Raw genomic sequence first — 14,665 nt, 5'->3', positions numbered from 1 at the left:
CCCCTGCTCACCCCACCGCCGCCTGCCACGACCAGGACGTGCGCCGGGCGTGGCCGGGCAGCTCACCGCGGCCCGTCAGCCACCGCAGCACCTGCGGCGCGGGCCCGGCGGGCGCGTCCGGGAAGAGCCGGCCCACCACGGCGGCGCTGAGCCGCTCCGGTGGCTGCCAGGGCACACCGAGACCACGGGCGATGTCGTCGGTGTGCAGCAGCACCTCCGCCACCCCCATCGTCGCGAAGCCCGCCGGATCGCAGGGGCCGTAGTGCCACGCCCGGGTGGCCGGCGCGGCGGCGTCGACCGCCGCCCGCAGCAGACCGCCACAGGCGACGACGACCCGCAGCACCTCGACCGGGCCGGCGGCGGGCGCGACGACCAGGTCGAAGGGCAGGTAGCCGTCGTCGGGCCGCCCGCTGACCTGGCCCGCGTACGCCAGCAGGTCGTGTGCCACGTGCGCGGCGGTGGTCCAGCAGCTCCACTCCAGCCCGCCGGCGGGCACCGTCCAGTCCCGTCCGGTGTGCGGGCCGAGCACCGTCGTCATCTCGGTCACCGCCCGGTCCACGTCGACGCCGGTCAGCTCAGGCATCCCCCGACCGTGCCACCGCGCCATGGCCCCCGGCAAGCCGGTTACCGGTTGCCCGTCGGCGTCGCCCGGCACTACGGTGGGGCCGTGACTGCCGGGTCGGCCATGGGCCACGAGCGGACAGGGCACCCGGCCATCAGGTGAGCCGCGGGCGGGCCCGTAGCCCGCCGACGCCCCGCACCCGCCGGTGTCGACACACGTTCACCGGATCACGCGCGAGCACCCGTTCACCGCCCACGCCGGCCCTACATCGGCGTACCCACACTCTCGCCGCCACCCGATCGCCGGGCGGGCGATCCACCGTGGCCGCACCCTCCTGCCCGACAGAGAGCAGAAACGTTGCCGAACGACTTCAACCAGCAGATCATCGACGAGTTCCGCGCCAACGCCGGCCGGGTCGGCGGGCCGTTCGAGGGGGCCCGGCTGATCCTGCTCACCACCACCGGGGCCCGCACCGGTGCCCCGCACACCACCCCCGTCGGCTACCTGCCCGACACCGAACGCATCCTCGTCATCGCTTCGGCCGGTGGCGGCCCGAGGCACCCGGACTGGTACCGCAACCTCCTCGCCGACCCGCTCGTCACCGTGGAGGACGGGGTCTTCACGTACCAGGCGCGGGCGGTCGTGCTGTCCGGCGCCGAGCGCGAAAGGATCTTCGCCCGGGCGGTGGAGGCGGATCCGGGCTGGGCCGCGTACCAGGCGAAGACCTCGCGGGTGATTCCCGTGGTGGCCCTGCACCAGGTGGCGGGCGGGCCGCCGGAGGCAGCGTCGTGGGGCGCGGCGCTCAAGCTGATCCATGACGCGTTCCGCCGGGAGCTGGCGCTGATCCGCGACGAGGTGGCCCGTTCCGGCCCGGGCCTGGGCGCACAGCTACGGGTTAACTGCCTGACCGTCTGCCAGGGCCTGCACCATCACCACCGCAACGAGGACGCCGGCATGTTCGCCGCGCTGGACGGGCAGCGCCCCGACCTCGCCCCGACCCTGGACCGGCTGCGGGAGGAACACCGCCGGGTCGCGGCGCTCGTCGAGCGCCTTCAGCGGGTGATCGGCGACCCGGCCGCCGACCCGGCTGGGGTCCGCCGGGAGGTCGAGGATCTCATCACCGAACTGGAGGCCCACCTGACGTACGAGGAGGAGCAGCTCATTCCCGTCCTCGACGGGACGGACCAGGCGTAGCCGGGCGGGGTGGCACCGGCGTCGGCGCGGGTGCCGCCCCGCACCGTCCGGCCCGTACCGTGCGCCGGCGCCGCCCGACCCCCGGCAGCGATCGGCGCGGATTGCACCCGGATTTGAGGGTCATGGCCTCAGCAGGCAACAAAATCGGGCGTAAGTCTCAACTAGCACTTCAATGAAAAAATTGAGGCATGGACGCTGGGGAGATGACTCGGTACATCTGCGAGACCTTCGACGGGGTGAACCTTCTGGAGGCGAACGGGGACAGCTTCTTCGTCTACGACCCCGACCGTGACCTGCCCGCCGAGCGGCAGTTGCCGTTCGCGACGATCGTGACGGGCGACCACTACGACAACGCGTCCGCGCTGGGCAGGCCGGGCGCGTGGCGGCTCAACATCGGGTTGACCCGTTCGGCGTACGACGCGCTGTTCCCGCGACGGGCCGACCCGGGCACCGACGTCGACCACACGGCACCGGACGTCCTGTTGCCGCATCCGGTCTACGCGTCACAGCACTGGGTGTGCGTGGTGAATCCCGACGCGGCGACCGGGGAAGCGGTGCGGCGACTGCTGGCCGGGGCGTACGACTTCGCAGCCCGCAAGCACGCCAAGCATCGGGCCCGCCATCGTGGTTCTGCCGCTCCTCGCTGACGAGTGGCGGTTCGACCCGGGCCTGCTGCTGCGCGCCGACCTCGGTGGCCCGGTCAGGACCTCCGCCACAGCATCGCGACGGCCACCAGCCCTGCCAGGCAGGGTGCCACTGTGAGCCATCCCAGCAGCGGCGCCAGGCCGGTATCGCCGGACGTGTCCTTGACGAGCAGTCCCGTCAGCGCGACCGAGGTCCCGAGCGCGAACGCTGCGGTGGCCGCCCAGCGGGCCCACCGCCTGCCGGACCTGACCGCCCACATGGTCCAGGCCCAGCTGCCGACGCCGAGCACGCCGACGACGGTGAGGATGATCAGGTACGTCGTGACGGCCGAGTCGACGCGCTCCGGGGAGTACGTCGGGTAGCCGGTCCGGATGTGGTCGGCCAGCACGTGTGCCGTGGCACGGTCGACGTACGGCGCGATCGTCGCGACGACGGTGAGCGCCAACCCGACGTACATCACGGCGAGGTGTCTGGCGGGTCCCGATGGTGGACGGTGGGCGTTCCTGGGGGACATGACCGCTCCCTTCCAAAACCTACGTCGTAGGTTTCTGCTGCGCAGCGTATGTTCTACGGTGTAGGTTTGGCAAGCGGAGGGAGCGGACGTGGCCAGACGCACGCAGGGCGTGTCGGCGGGGCTCGACCGCGAGCGCATCGCGGCCGTCGCCGTCGCACTCGTCGACCGCGACGGCTTGGAGCGATTCGGGGTGCGGCGGCTCGCGGAGGAACTCGGAGTCGACCCCATGTCGATCTACCACCATCTCAAGGGCAAGGCGGCACTGCTGGACGCGATATCCGAGGCCGTCCTCGCCGAGGTGGCCGGTGGTGAGGACGACACGTCAGGCAGCTGGGAGGAGATCACCCGCGCGACGGCACGCAGGTACCGGGAGATGGCCTACCGGCACCCCAGGGTGTTCCCGCTGCTGGCCACGCGCGCCCAGACCTCACCGGTGGCTCTCACCGGCCTGGAACGAATGGTCAGCGCGATGCGTGCGGCCGGTCTGCCCGACCAGGTGGTCGCGGACGCGCCGCTGATGCTGTTCGGCTTCCTCAACGGGTATCTGCTGGCGGTTCTCAGCGGCGAACCCGACGGGATCGGTGCCGTGCCCGCGATCGACGCCGCCGCCTACCCGACGATGGCCACCCTCATGCCCCTGCAGGCCGGCTTCGGGTCCCCGGCGGAGTTCGACCGGATGCTCGACACCGTGCTCGACGGGATCCGGAACCGGGCTGCGCGACCGGATGGACCGGGGCCGGCCCAACGGGTCTCGTCCTGAGGCAGGTCGGCGCGTTGCGCGGCCGGTCTGTCACACCTCGCAGTTAACGTCGGCGGGTCTGTCGTGAGGCAGGCCCGCCGAGGACGAGGGGACGCCGCTCATGTCGCGCAACACGCAGACCGTCGAGACCTACCTGGACGGTTTCCGCAAGAACGACCACGCGCAGATCCTGTCCTGCCTGACCGACGACATCGAGTGGACGGTCTACGGCGCCTTCCACCTCAAGGGCAAGGAGGCCTACGACGCCGCGATCGAGGGCCCCGGTTTCGTGCCGCCACCGCGGTTGGAGGTCGTACGCATGGTGGAGCAGGGCGACACGGTCATGGCGGAGCTGGTCGGCTCGGTGCGGCGCGACACCGGCGAGGAGATGCGCATGTCGATGGCCGAGGTGTTCGTCATGCGCGACGGCAGGATCGCCGAGCGCCGTGCGTGGGTGATCGAGCTGAAGGAGAACGACCACCGCTGACGGGTGAAGGGGTCAGCCGGGTTTGATCTGGCCGAGCTGCACGAGCAGCTGCACCCCTCGGTACACCTCGACCATGTCCCGGCCGGTGAACGTCACCGTACGCGCGCCAGGGGCGCGGGTGAAACCAGGAACCAGTGTTGCCTGGTCCACGGTCGTCGGGCTGTACAGGTCGACCTCGACTTCGACGGGCCCGGTGAGGGTCAGCGGCGCCACCTCGGCGCGTCGGCTCACCGCCGTGGCGGCTGCCCGCCGAAGGCGCTCCTGGGCCTCAGCGGGGTGCAGCGTAACCGCCGCCGCCTGGCCCAGCGCACGCTTGACCTCGACCGTCACCGCGTCGGGCACCACGTCGCTCAGCTCTGCGCACGCGACGTCGTCACCGCTGATCAGCACCACCGGCACACCGAAGTGACCCGCCACGGCGGCGTTCATGCCGATCTCGCCTGTCGGCCGCCCGTCGAGCCGTACGTCGAGCACCGCGTCGCTCATCGTGTGGGCGAGCACCGCCGGCCCCGCACCGGCGCGCGCGTGGTACCCGACCAGCAGCAGCGCGTCGACGCCCACCTCGAGCCCGGCCACCATGCTCAGCGGCCGGGGTCTGCCGCGGACGAGCCGTGCCCGCCGGTCGAGCTCCTCGGGCAGGAGGTTGCGGAAGGGCCCGTGTGCGTCTGCCACCAGCACGTCCGCGTCAGGCTCCGCGTCGAGCACTCCAAGGATCGCCGCGTTCACCTCGGCCGTCATCAGCCTGCGTGAGCGCTCGTAGTCGTAGCCACCCGGATTCGTCTCCGTCGGGTGGACGATTCCCGATATTCCCTCCATGTCGGCCGAGATCAGCACCGTGGGTTCCGTCGTCATCACCTCACCGTACTGATCCGGGTGCCTGCCCGCGTCCCGCGCAGGCCCTTCGATGCGTGGGAGCGGGTCGACGGTACTGACGCTGCCAGCGGTCAGCTCTGCTGGTAGTTGACCGCCGCGAAGCCGCAGGGCGCGTGCAGGTGCAGGTAGTAGGCGCCCTCACCGAAGTCCACGTCGGCCCCGCCGACGAGGCCGAGGTAGTCCATCGGCTGCTGGCAGGCGGGGCAGTCGACGTGCTCGGCGTCCTGGATCCAGTCGGGATGGCCGCCCAGGGTCGAGCCGCCTTCGTCCCACGCGCTGGCTTGGAACGGCGAGGCCCGGCGTGGGCCGACGGCCGCACGCACGGCTGGCGGGTCTTCCGGCTCGGTGGTGACCGGCGCGTAGTCCGGGCGGCTGTTGCCCGTCCACCAGACGGCGTCGCCGTCGGGCGTGACCTGGCAGTACAGCGTCGTATAGCAGGCGCAGAGGTGGCAGGTCACGATCCTCAGCCGGCCGGCCCAGCCGGTGTGGGCCAGGACCTCGCCCGCCTCGGAGGTGTCGGTGTCGAGGTCGGCGACGGTCCACAGCGGGGAGGCGCACCACGGGCAGGCAGGGCCGCCGACGGGCCTTGGCACCTCACTCATGGTGATGCGGTACGCCGAAGGGGCGCACAGCTCCCGGCGGCTGCCGTCGGGAGCGACCGTCCAACCGGCCTGGCGGGCGTAGGCCAGCGCCCCGACGTGCAGTTTGTCCGCGCCGGCCGGCGGCTGCTCCTGCCAGCGCCGCAGGGCCTGCTCAGCGCGCGGATCGGCGGCGTGCGCGAGGATGAGCAACAGATGGTTGAGCAGGTGCGGTGCCCGGCCGGCGTCGACGTCGTCGATGATCCGGCGGACCACGTCTCCGGTCGCGCCGCGATACAAGCTCGGTGGCCACAGTACGCCCGCGTCGAGCAACGGACCCAACTGCCCAGTGAGTCGTGTCGGCTCGGCGGCGGCGATCTCGATCAGTTCCTCGAGCGCGGCGTCGTCGCCGGCTCCGGCCGCCCGGACCAGTTCCTCGATCATGGCAGCATGCTAGCCAGGCGGTACGTCAACCAGGCTTGTCGGCGTGGCGTCCATCGGGCCGCCGCAGGTGCGTGTTGGTGGTGAGGTCCTCCAGCCGAGCCCCTGCCCACGCTAGGGGTCCCCGGCTCAGCGGTTGTCGCCGCTGCCGCCCAGCACGCCACGGCCCTGGCGGCTGGCCAGCTTGGCCAGGTTGGCGGTCGCGATGTCGTCCAGCGTGAGATCGAGGTAGTCGGCGAGCACCGCCACGTACCAGAGGACGTCACCGAGTTCCTTGGCGATGTCGGCCCGGTCGATGCGCGACTCGTCGCTGTCGAGGTCGCGGACCCACTTCTTGAACTTCTCGGCGATCTCACCGGACTCGCCGACCAGCCCGAGCACCAGGTGGAGCAGTTCGTTCTTCTTGTCGCGCGGGGCGGCCGTACGGAGGGCGCCCCGCTGGTACTCGTCCAGGTCCATGGCGGACCAGTATGGACGAGCCTCCCCTGAGAAGCGACAACCCCCGCCTCAGCTCAGCCCCGACGGGGGAGGCCCGCCCTCCTAGGCGGATTAATGGATTACCGGTAATGACAATCCAATAATGAGCTGGGACAAAGGGGGTGAATCGGCCAGACATCATAATGACAGTTATGGTGGCATCGACGGATGGCCCTGCACCGTCGACGCCACCGTGGTGCGACCGGAGGAGGCGCGAGCCCGGTGTTCGTTCTCAGTGACTGGTGGCTATCGGCCCGGGCATGCCCCGGCACGCCCCCGAAAAGCTGCGGCCCCTCCGTCGCCGGAGGGGCCGCAGCCGGTTTTGGTCAATCTCTAGGGTGGGGCCCTGCGTCGTGACGGTCAGACCACCGTGCAGGCGACGCCGTTGAGGGTGAAGGCAGTCGGCTCGGCGGTGTTGCCGCTGGTGTTGGCCTGGAAGCCGATGTTGATGGTGGCCCCGGGGGCGATCGCGGCGTTGTAGTCGACGTTACGGGCGTTCACCTGACCGCTGGACGGGGAGTAGGTGGCACCCCAGCCCGAGGTGATCGACTGGCCCGAGGGCAGGTTGAAGGCCAACGTCCAGCCGTTGATCGCCGAGGTGCCGGTGTTGGTGATGTCGATGCTGGCCGTGAAGCCGGAGCCCCAGGAGTTCATCGTGTAGGCGACCCGGGGACCCGTGCCCCCGCCCGGGGGCGGGGTGACGGTGGGCGTGGGGGTCGGGCTGGGCGGCGGGGTGCCGTTCACGCTGGTCACGAAGGTCATGATGCTTCGGGCGGGCAGCGTGACGGTGAGGGAGCCGTTCGACATGGTGAGCGCGCTCTGGGGCGCGACGGTCCGGCTCGCGTCGGTCAGCCAGTTCGAGACGCTGCCGGAAGCGGTGGTGCCCGACAGGGTGAACTGCTGGCTCACCGACGAGGTGTTCTTGTTGACGGCGACGATGACGACGGTGTCGCCGCCCCGGTACGCCGAGACGTAGACGTTCGATGCCGGGTTCGCCGTCGCGTCGATCCGGATGTAGCCGGGCCGGACGAACCGGGCGAAGTGCGCCATCATGGCACCCCGCTTGCTGACCTGGCCGTCCTCCCGCATGGGGCCGTAGCTGCGCCGCAGATACCACCAGACGTACGCCTGGAACTCGGCGTCCACCATGGCGCGGTGGATGTGCTCGCCCACGTCGAGCGCCTCGGGCCAGGCGTCGCCCGAGTTGGTGTTGCTGTTGGGGTAGTAGACCTCGGTCATCCAGAGCTCTTTGCCCGCGCCCCTCTGCTTGAAGAGGGGGTACGGGAAGTTCGAGTACGACGTCCCGTAGAGGTGGGCCCCGATGATGTCGACGTTGGCCAGCGCCGTCGGGTCGTTGAGAATCGGGTCCGACACGGACTTGATGTACTGGAACGACTCGGGTGCCATGACCCGGGTGCTGATCGAGCCGGCGTTCTCCCGCAGGAACTTGACCATCTCGGCGGAGGTCCACCACGTCCAGTCGTGCGCGTAGTCGGGCTCGTTCTGCACCGAGATGCTGTACAGGGGCACCCCGTTGTTGCGCATGTACGTGGTGAAGTCGTTGAGGTGCTGCGCATAGGCGGCGTACGAGCTGTAGCGGAGCCGCTTCGCATCGGTCTGGCTGCCGCGGGTGAAGGTCTCGATCATGCTGGCGGGCGGGTTCCACGGCGAGGCGAAGACGGTCACCCCGAGCTCGGCCGCGCGCTTCGCCGTCGCGAGGTCACGGCCGAAGTCAGCCGAGCTCTCGCCGACGGGAATCCGCAGGATGGAGAAGCCCAGCCGACCCTCGCCGGTGCCGAACGCCGTCTCCCGCTGCGCGGCCGTCAGGTCGCCGATCCAGGCCGCGTGGGCCATGGCACCATAGCCCTTGATCGTCTGCCGCTGCGCCGACAGGTTGATGGTCGCCGCCGCGGCCGAGGCTCCCGTGGCTCCCAGCAGGGTGGTCGCCGCTGCCGCGACCGGCACGGCCCCCATCGTCGTCAGGACGGCTCTCCGGCTCAGCAATCGCCGCTCGCCGCTGACCGGCCCCTTCTGATCGTGCGTCATTCTGCGTCCTCCTGGCTGGTGGTGGTGATACGCGCGTGCCCCGGTCCGGTCCGGACCGGTCAGCGCCGCCCTGGGGACCGCCCTTGACCCCGGCGTCAATGACCCGTCGGCTCTCATCGACTGACGCCGCTGTTAGCGTTAACAGGTCGTGAGTTTAGGTTCCGGCGCAGGGCGGGTCAAGCACGGGGAGGGCCACTGAGCAGGCGAACCGGCCCAGGCGACGACCCGCAACGGCTGACCACCAGCAGAACGATCACAGGACGCGCCACACCCCCGCACTGCGCGTCGATCTTGCAGTTGGTACTCCAACGTCAGTTGGCCTGTCTGCGCTGGTAGTGGGCTCGTCGGGCTCGGGCTCGGGCTGTTCGTCGCCAGATCGACCAGTGCAGGATTTGCTCTGGTGAAAGCGTCACGGCGAGGACGAGGGCGTAGAGGAGTCGGCGGATGTCGGCGACGGTCAGCGCGACGATCTCCGAGTCGGTGTTGGGTTGCTGCGTGGTGGCGGCGAGGATGGTCAGGACGGCGAGGGTGAGCATGGCCAATCTGACGAGCCGCACGCTCAGGCATACCAACTGTTCGGGACCGGTGAGCTGATAAACCAGGGTCGTTCCGGAGGTACGGCCTACCGCAACAGCCCACGCTCGTCGACGTGGCGAGTCGGGTCGGTTCGGTGCCTTCGCTGGTGGTGCGCTTGTTTGGCGCGGAACTGGTGTTCGACTGGGTATCGGCGAACGGGTGTAGTCACCGGACCGCTAGTACCCCGACCTCGACGCTCCGACCGCAGGGTGTCCTTCGACGCCGCGGCGCGGCCGTTCGCTATGGTGGAGAGCGCCGCGCACCTGTCAGGAAGAGCCCGATGGACATCACCGCTGCCGCGATGCTGCCTGCGCAGCTCGCCAGCCGCGTCACCGACACCGCGCTATTCACCTACTACGACGACCAGAGTGGTGAGCGCACCGAGCTGTCCGTCGCGCAGTTGGGCGGCTGGGCCGCACGAACGATGAGGCTGCTCCAGCAGGGTTGCGGATTGGGCACCGGCAGCAGAGTCGCCATACTCCTGCCTCCGCACTGGCAGACCGCCGCCGTCTTTCTTGGCGCGTGGGCGGCAGGCATGGCCACCACTTTCCATCCGGTCCCCGGATTGCCGGCGACGAGTTCAGGCGGTCGAGAGACCTTCGACGCCACATTCGTGTCGGCGAAGAGGGTCGGCGACTGGCTCGAAGACAAACCAGAGGCTCGGCATCAATTCGTTCTCGGACTCACAGCGGACGCTTTCGCAGGGTCAGGCGATCCCACCGGTTACCGTGATTACCTCACCGAAGCGGGCAGATATCCCGACAGCATGCCATCGCCTTCGGACCTTGCCGCCAATGGCCCGGCGTTGGTCGATGACTCCCCGTACGAGGAGTGGGACAGGCTGACGCAGAGCATTGTCGAGTCCCTCGGGCTTCGGCCTGGCGACCGCCTTCTGATCGACGCGGCCAAGCACGAGCATCCGGTGTGGTGGCTACTGGCACCGTTGGCCGTCGGTGCCTCGGTGGTGCTGTGTGCCAACCTTGATCCGGCCCTGATCGCCGAGCGGTCCTCGGCCGAACGCGTCACTCGTATCCTCTGAGGACGTCAGCTCCCCGGATGCCCGATGCGATCTTTGCCCATCCTCTCCTCGCACGTGTCTACGACGTTTTCGATGGGGACCGCGACGATCTGGTGACCTACCTCGCGATCGCCGACAGGTTGACCGCGAGCCTCGTCCTTGACGTCGGTTGCGGGACAGGATCCCTGGCGGTCCTGTTCGCTGGCTCCGGCTACCACGTCGTGGGCGTCGACCCGGCCGAAGCATCACTGAAGATCGCGAAGTCCAAAGATCCGGCGGGGAGGATCCGCTGGATCCACGGCGACGCCACGGCACTGCCGGCGCTCGATGCCGACCTGGCGACGATGACCGGGAACGTGGCCCAGGTCTTCCTCACCGACGACGACTGGGCGCAGACCCTCCGGGGCATCCACGCCGCCCTTCGTCCGAACGGCCACCTCGTCTTCGAAACCAGACGCCCCGAACATCGGGCATGGGAGAAGTGGACGATGGACGTCGATCCGGTCACCCTCGATGTCCCCGGCATCGGACCGGTGGAACGACGTTTTGAGGTCACCGGCGTCAGCCTTCCGTTCGTCTCCTTCCGACACGCCTACCGGTTCCTGACCGGCGGCATGGTCGTCACGTCGGACTCGACCCTCCGGTTTCGCAGCCGCGACGAGGTCGAATCGAGCCTGGCAGCCAACGGTTACCGGGTCCTCGACGTGCGGGAGGCACCCGACCGCCCGGGTCGGGAGTACGTGTTCATCTGCCAGGCGACCTGACGATGCCGCCTATCAGCCGGCAACGGTGTCGAACGGCCGAGCAGGTAGGACCGGAGAGTCTCATCGAAACGACCTCTCAGCGGACGTCGGTCGGCTCCGCCCGATCGCCGGCGGCTTGCCGTACCAGATCGACACAGGCATCCGCGCTCATCGACCGGCCACGCTCGAAGTCGACCGCGAACTCCTCGGCGCCGATCGCGGCCATCACCTTCGTCGCGATGCGGTCCACGTCGGCCTGTTCGGCGGGCGGGAGCGGGGCCCGCGCGGTCTGCCGCACGGCGGCCGCGGCGCCGAGCAGCCGGGCGGCGGGCCGGTTGTTGCCGACGAGCGCCTGCACTCCGGCCAGCCCTTCGAGGGTCAGCACCACCCCGCGTGGGTCGCCCTCCAGTTGCCGCGCGACGTGCAGGCCCTCCAGGTGCAGGCGTTGCGCCGCCACGGCGTCGCCGCGCTGCTCGGCGATGAAGCCGAGTTCCGGCAGGATCAGCGCCAGCGGAAGGGTGTCGCCCCGCTGGTAGTTCTCGCGGGGCAACCACTTCAGCACGGTACGCAGGTGTTCCTCGGCCGCATCGAGCCGGCCCTCGCGCCGGGCCGCGATCCCCAGGCCCATCTCGGCGAAGATTTCGCCCGGCTTGTAGCCGTGTTCGACGGCCAGCCGACGGGCCCGTTGGTGCAGCTGTCTGGACTCCTCGAAGTCGCCGCGCAGCATGGCGATCCGACCGAGCCACGACAGCCGGCTCGACGCCTCCGGCCACAGGCCCAGCCGCTCGGCGGTACGCAACCCGTCCCGATGTATGCGTGCGGCCCGGTCATGGTCGCCCCGTACCTCGGCCAGAGTCGCCAGCGAGTCGGTGACCTGCAACTGCCCCCAGCTGTCACCGAGTTCCGCGAAGATGAGCGCGCTCTGCTCGCCGTGTCGCTGCAACGCGGCCAGGTCCCCGCGCACCATGCCGTGCTTGGCCAGGGTGCTCAGCGCCGCCGCCTCGCCCCAGCGGTCGCCGCACCGCCGGAAGTCCTCCAGGGCCCGGCGCACCAACTCGGTGCTCGTGGTCAGGTCGCCGAAGTCGGACTGGACGAACCCGAGGAACCACTGCGCCCGCGGGTAGCCGACCGGGTCGTCCAGCCCTTCGTACAGCTCCAGGGCCTTGAGGCCGGCCTCGATCGCGTTGGACTGGTCCCCGGCCACCGAGGCCAGCCCGGCCCGCCAGACAGCGGCGCGGGCCCGCGCCGCCGTCATCATCGGTCCCGGGATCTCCAGTGCCGCGGTCAACTGGCGCAGGCCCTCGCGTAACCGGCCGCGCAGGAACCAGTACCAGGTCAGCGCGTTGGTCAGGCGCAGGGCCTCGTCGACCAGGCCATCGCGTACGACGCTCTCGTGGGTGGCGCGCAGGTTGGCGCTCTCCTCGTCGAGGCGAGCCAGCCAGAGCTGTTGGGCCGGGCCGTGCAGGTGCTGCGCGGCCTGTTCCGCCAGGTCGAGGTAGTACGTCCGGCAGCGGCGGCGGACCTGCTCGGCCTCGCCCGCCTCCGCCAGCCGGGCGAGGCAGTAGTCCGCGATGGACTGCATCAGGCGGTAGCGACGTTCACCGGCCGCCTCGGTGGTGACGACGAGGCAGCGGTCCACCAACCGGGTCAGCAGGTCGAGGACGTCCACGCCGGCCACGGCACCGCCGGCGCAGACGACCTCGGCGGCGTCCAGGGTGCACCCGTCGGCGTGCGGCGCGAGCCGGCGCAGGACGACGCGTTCCGGCTCCGACAGCAGCTCCCAGCTCCAGTCGATCATGCCGCGGAGCGTCTGCTGGCGCGGCGGTGCCGCCCGGTGGCCGGTGGCCAGCAGCCGGAAGCGGTCGTCGAGCCGGGAGACCATGGTGTGCACACCCAGCGCCCGGACCTTGGTGGCGGCCAACTCCAGGGCGAGAGGAATGCCGTCGAGCCGACGGCAGAGCACCGCGACGGCCGCCGCGTTGAGGTGGTCGAGCCGGAAGCCGGGTGCCGCGGCCACGGCCCGGGCCACGAACAGCCGGACGGCACCGTAGCGCAGCAGCGCGTCGGGCTGTGCGATGACGGCCGGCGGGGGCAGCTCGAGCGGCGGCACCGACCAGAGTGTCTCGCCGGGCACGCCCAGCGGCTCCCGGCTGGTGGCCAGTACGCGCAGACCCGGCACGGCCCGCAACAGGTCCTGCGTCACCTCGGCGACCGCGTCGACCAGATGCTCACAGTTGTCCAGGAGAAGCAGCATCCGTTTGCCGTCGAGCGCCGCCCGCAGGTGTTCCACCGGCGGCAGCGGCGAGGTCTCCCGGATGCCCAGCACTGTCGTGATCGCGCTGACGACGGAACTGATCCCGTCGGCCGAGCCGGCGCGGCCGAGCGGGGCGAGCTCGACCATCCACACACCGTCCGGGCAGGCGGCCAACTGCTCGCCGGCGGCGTGGATCGCCAGCCGGGTCTTGCCCACACCTCCCGGCCCGACGAGGGTCAGCAGTCGCTCGGCGCCGAGCAGTGCCGCCACCTCGACCGTGGCGTCGTCGCGGCCGACCAGCTCGGTGATCGGGGCGGTCAGGTTGGTCAGCCGCCGCACCGGTGCCACGACCGGCGCGACCCTCGGCGCGGCGAGCGCCTGGTCCTGCCGCAGCATGCAGCGGTGGAGCTCGACCAGGTCCGGGCCGGGTTCGACGCCCAGCTCGTCGGCCAGGCGGACGTGCAACTCCCGGTAGCTGGCGAGCGCCTCGCTCTGGCGGCCGGACCGGTACAGGGCCCGCATGTGCAGGCCCCGAAGCCCTTCCCGGTACGGATGTCGGCTCACCAGGTCGCCCAGCTCGGCGATCAGCGGATCGCTGTCGTCCAACTCCAGCCGCGCCTGCGTGTGCTCCTCGATGGCGGTCAGCCGCTCCTCCTCCAGGCGGGCGGCCACCGGCTGGGCGAAGGACCAGTCGGCGAAGTCGACCAGGGCCGGCCCGCGCCAGAGCCGGAGCGCGTCGGCCAGCCACTCGGCCCGGGATCGGGGATCCCGGGTCGTACGGGCACGGCGGGTCAGCATCGCGAACTCGCTGGCGTCGGTGACGCCGGGACCCGTCCGCAGCAGGTACCCGGGCGGTTGGGAGATCAGCATCGTCCGGGCACCGGGCTCGGCCTGCTCCAGGACGCGCCGTAACCGGGAGACCTTCACCTGCAGCGCGCCGGCGGGGTCGCGTGGGACGTCGTCGCCCCACAGATCGGCGATCAGGCGGTCGGTCGTCAGCAGTTGGCCTTCGTGCGCCAGGAGGTCGGCCAGCAGAGCCCGGACTTTCATCTCGGGAATCTGGACCTGCTCACCACCAGTGGCCCACACGTCGAGTGAGCCCAATATCCGAAAACGCACGTTGTAACGGTAGCGTGACTTCGTCGCCAGAGGCTTTCACCACGTTCGACAATTCCGTGGCGGCCGACCGACAGCTCACCGACAGCAGGCCGACAGTCCCCACGATCACGCTGACGACGCAGTGCGGTGTCGGCGGAGGCACATCGATCGTGTGAAGGCGGGCTTACTCATGGGCGACGACGACCGGCCACGGATGGTCGTGGCCGGCAGCCCCCGCGCCCGACGACGGCAGACCGGCCGCGAGGAGCGCCGGGCCCGGTCCGTGACAGGGGTCGTCGACGGCCGATCCTTTGGCCTTCCCAGGACTGGCCCGGTGGCTCCGGAGGGACTCCACCCGGCCGCACGTCGTGGCACCGTCGGCAACCACTCACAGGGAGCACGTCGACACGGACAGTATGC

14 protein-coding genes are annotated in these 14,665 nt (G+C 70.5%); 6 read left to right on the top strand and 8 right to left on the bottom strand.

The window, feature by feature from the left end:
- Positions 1-7 precede the first annotated feature (7 nt).
- Positions 8-583, bottom strand: a complete 576-nt coding sequence (locus ABZ809_RS27055; RefSeq protein WP_357565417.1) for a hypothetical protein — start codon at positions 581-583, stop codon at positions 8-10.
- A 336-nt stretch (positions 584-919) separates the two neighbouring features.
- Here ABZ809_RS27055 and ABZ809_RS27050 point away from each other — a divergent pair, with 336 nt between their 5' ends.
- Together ABZ809_RS27050 and ABZ809_RS27045 are read left to right on the top strand one after the other, a co-directional pair.
- A complete protein-coding gene (locus ABZ809_RS27050; protein WP_357565416.1) occupies positions 920-1,756 on the top strand; it encodes a nitroreductase/quinone reductase family protein in 837 nt (278 codons plus the stop codon).
- A 188-nt stretch (positions 1,757-1,944) separates the two neighbouring features.
- Positions 1,945-2,403, top strand: a complete 459-nt coding sequence (locus ABZ809_RS27045) for a DUF6194 family protein (protein WP_357565415.1) — start codon at positions 1,945-1,947, stop codon at positions 2,401-2,403.
- A gap of 53 nt (positions 2,404-2,456) precedes the next feature.
- Here ABZ809_RS27045 and ABZ809_RS27040 read toward each other — a convergent pair whose 3' ends face one another.
- Positions 2,457-2,915 (bottom strand): hypothetical protein, encoded by a 459-nt coding sequence (locus ABZ809_RS27040; protein WP_357565414.1) that lies wholly within the window; start codon positions 2,913-2,915, stop codon positions 2,457-2,459.
- A gap of 88 nt (positions 2,916-3,003) precedes the next feature.
- On the opposite strand from ABZ809_RS27040, the gene ABZ809_RS27035 reads away from it, so the two are divergent.
- Both ABZ809_RS27035 and ABZ809_RS27030 read left to right on the top strand, forming a co-directional pair.
- Positions 3,004-3,675, top strand: a complete 672-nt coding sequence (locus ABZ809_RS27035) for a TetR/AcrR family transcriptional regulator C-terminal domain-containing protein (protein ID WP_357565413.1) — start codon at positions 3,004-3,006, stop codon at positions 3,673-3,675.
- A 100-nt stretch (positions 3,676-3,775) separates the two neighbouring features.
- Positions 3,776-4,141: a nuclear transport factor 2 family protein gene (locus ABZ809_RS27030; RefSeq protein WP_357565412.1), complete on the top strand. Its 366-nt coding sequence runs from the start codon at positions 3,776-3,778 to the stop codon at positions 4,139-4,141.
- Positions 4,142-4,153: 12 nt separating this feature from the next.
- Here the strand turns inward: ABZ809_RS27030 and ABZ809_RS27025 are convergent, their stop codons facing one another.
- The 5 genes from ABZ809_RS27025 to ABZ809_RS27005 form a co-directional block, all read right to left on the bottom strand.
- Positions 4,154-4,993: a M55 family metallopeptidase gene (locus ABZ809_RS27025; RefSeq protein ID WP_357565411.1), complete on the bottom strand. Its 840-nt coding sequence runs from the start codon at positions 4,991-4,993 to the stop codon at positions 4,154-4,156.
- Positions 4,994-5,085: 92 nt separating this feature from the next.
- Positions 5,086-6,036, bottom strand: coding sequence for a hypothetical protein (locus ABZ809_RS27020; protein WP_357565410.1), 951 nt, complete (start codon positions 6,034-6,036; stop codon positions 5,086-5,088).
- 126 nt (positions 6,037-6,162) lie between these two features.
- Entirely contained in the window at positions 6,163-6,492 is a 330-nt protein-coding gene (locus ABZ809_RS27015; protein WP_121398302.1) for a nucleoside triphosphate pyrophosphohydrolase family protein, read from the bottom strand.
- Positions 6,493-6,870: 378 nt separating this feature from the next.
- A complete protein-coding gene (locus tag ABZ809_RS27010; RefSeq protein WP_357565409.1) occupies positions 6,871-8,556 on the bottom strand; it encodes a cellulose binding domain-containing protein in 1,686 nt (561 codons plus the stop codon).
- Positions 8,557-8,867: 311 nt separating this feature from the next.
- A complete protein-coding gene (locus ABZ809_RS27005) occupies positions 8,868-9,113 on the bottom strand; it encodes a hypothetical protein (RefSeq protein ID WP_357565408.1) in 246 nt (81 codons plus the stop codon).
- Positions 9,114-9,412: 299 nt separating this feature from the next.
- On the opposite strand from ABZ809_RS27005, the gene ABZ809_RS27000 reads away from it, so the two are divergent.
- Together ABZ809_RS27000 and ABZ809_RS26995 are read left to right on the top strand one after the other, a co-directional pair.
- Entirely contained in the window at positions 9,413-10,171 is a 759-nt protein-coding gene (locus ABZ809_RS27000; RefSeq protein WP_357565407.1) for a TIGR03089 family protein, read from the top strand.
- Positions 10,172-10,188: 17 nt separating this feature from the next.
- Complete coding sequence (locus tag ABZ809_RS26995) at positions 10,189-10,914, top strand: class I SAM-dependent methyltransferase (RefSeq protein WP_357565406.1); 726 nt, start codon at positions 10,189-10,191, stop codon at positions 10,912-10,914.
- 76 nt (positions 10,915-10,990) lie between these two features.
- On the opposite strand, the gene ABZ809_RS26990 is transcribed toward ABZ809_RS26995, so the two are convergent.
- Positions 10,991-14,197: a BTAD domain-containing putative transcriptional regulator gene (locus ABZ809_RS26990; RefSeq protein ID WP_357565405.1), complete on the bottom strand. Its 3,207-nt coding sequence runs from the start codon at positions 14,195-14,197 to the stop codon at positions 10,991-10,993.
- Positions 14,198-14,665: the final 468 nt, after the last annotated feature.

Origin of the sequence: Micromonospora sp. NPDC047074 (assembly GCF_040643815.1) — a bacterium.
Taxonomy (GTDB): Bacteria; Actinomycetota; Actinomycetes; order Mycobacteriales; family Micromonosporaceae; genus Micromonospora.
The sequence above is the reverse complement of the archived record's forward strand: the minus strand, read 5'-3'. Positions and strand labels throughout refer to the sequence as shown.

Coding starts and splice junctions, on each gene's coding strand:
- ABZ809_RS27055 (WP_357565417.1), bottom strand. CDS start 583: ATGCCTGAGCTGACCGGCGTCGACGTGGACCGGGCGGTGACCGAGATG.
- ABZ809_RS27045 (WP_357565415.1), top strand. CDS start 1,945: ATGGACGCTGGGGAGATGACTCGGTACATCTGCGAGACCTTCGACGGG.
- ABZ809_RS27040 (WP_357565414.1), bottom strand. CDS start 2,915: ATGTCCCCCAGGAACGCCCACCGTCCACCATCGGGACCCGCCAGACAC.
- ABZ809_RS27030 (WP_357565412.1), top strand. CDS start 3,776: ATGTCGCGCAACACGCAGACCGTCGAGACCTACCTGGACGGTTTCCGC.
- ABZ809_RS27025 (WP_357565411.1), bottom strand. CDS start 4,993: ATGACGACGGAACCCACGGTGCTGATCTCGGCCGACATGGAGGGAATA.
- ABZ809_RS27020 (WP_357565410.1), bottom strand. CDS start 6,036: ATGATCGAGGAACTGGTCCGGGCGGCCGGAGCCGGCGACGACGCCGCG.
- ABZ809_RS27015 (WP_121398302.1), bottom strand. CDS start 6,492: ATGGACCTGGACGAGTACCAGCGGGGCGCCCTCCGTACGGCCGCCCCG.
- ABZ809_RS27010 (WP_357565409.1), bottom strand. CDS start 8,556: ATGACGCACGATCAGAAGGGGCCGGTCAGCGGCGAGCGGCGATTGCTG.
- ABZ809_RS27000 (WP_357565407.1), top strand. CDS start 9,413: ATGGACATCACCGCTGCCGCGATGCTGCCTGCGCAGCTCGCCAGCCGC.
- ABZ809_RS26995 (WP_357565406.1), top strand. CDS start 10,189: ATGCCCGATGCGATCTTTGCCCATCCTCTCCTCGCACGTGTCTACGAC.
- ABZ809_RS26990 (WP_357565405.1), bottom strand. CDS start 14,197: ATGAAAGTCCGGGCTCTGCTGGCCGACCTCCTGGCGCACGAAGGCCAA.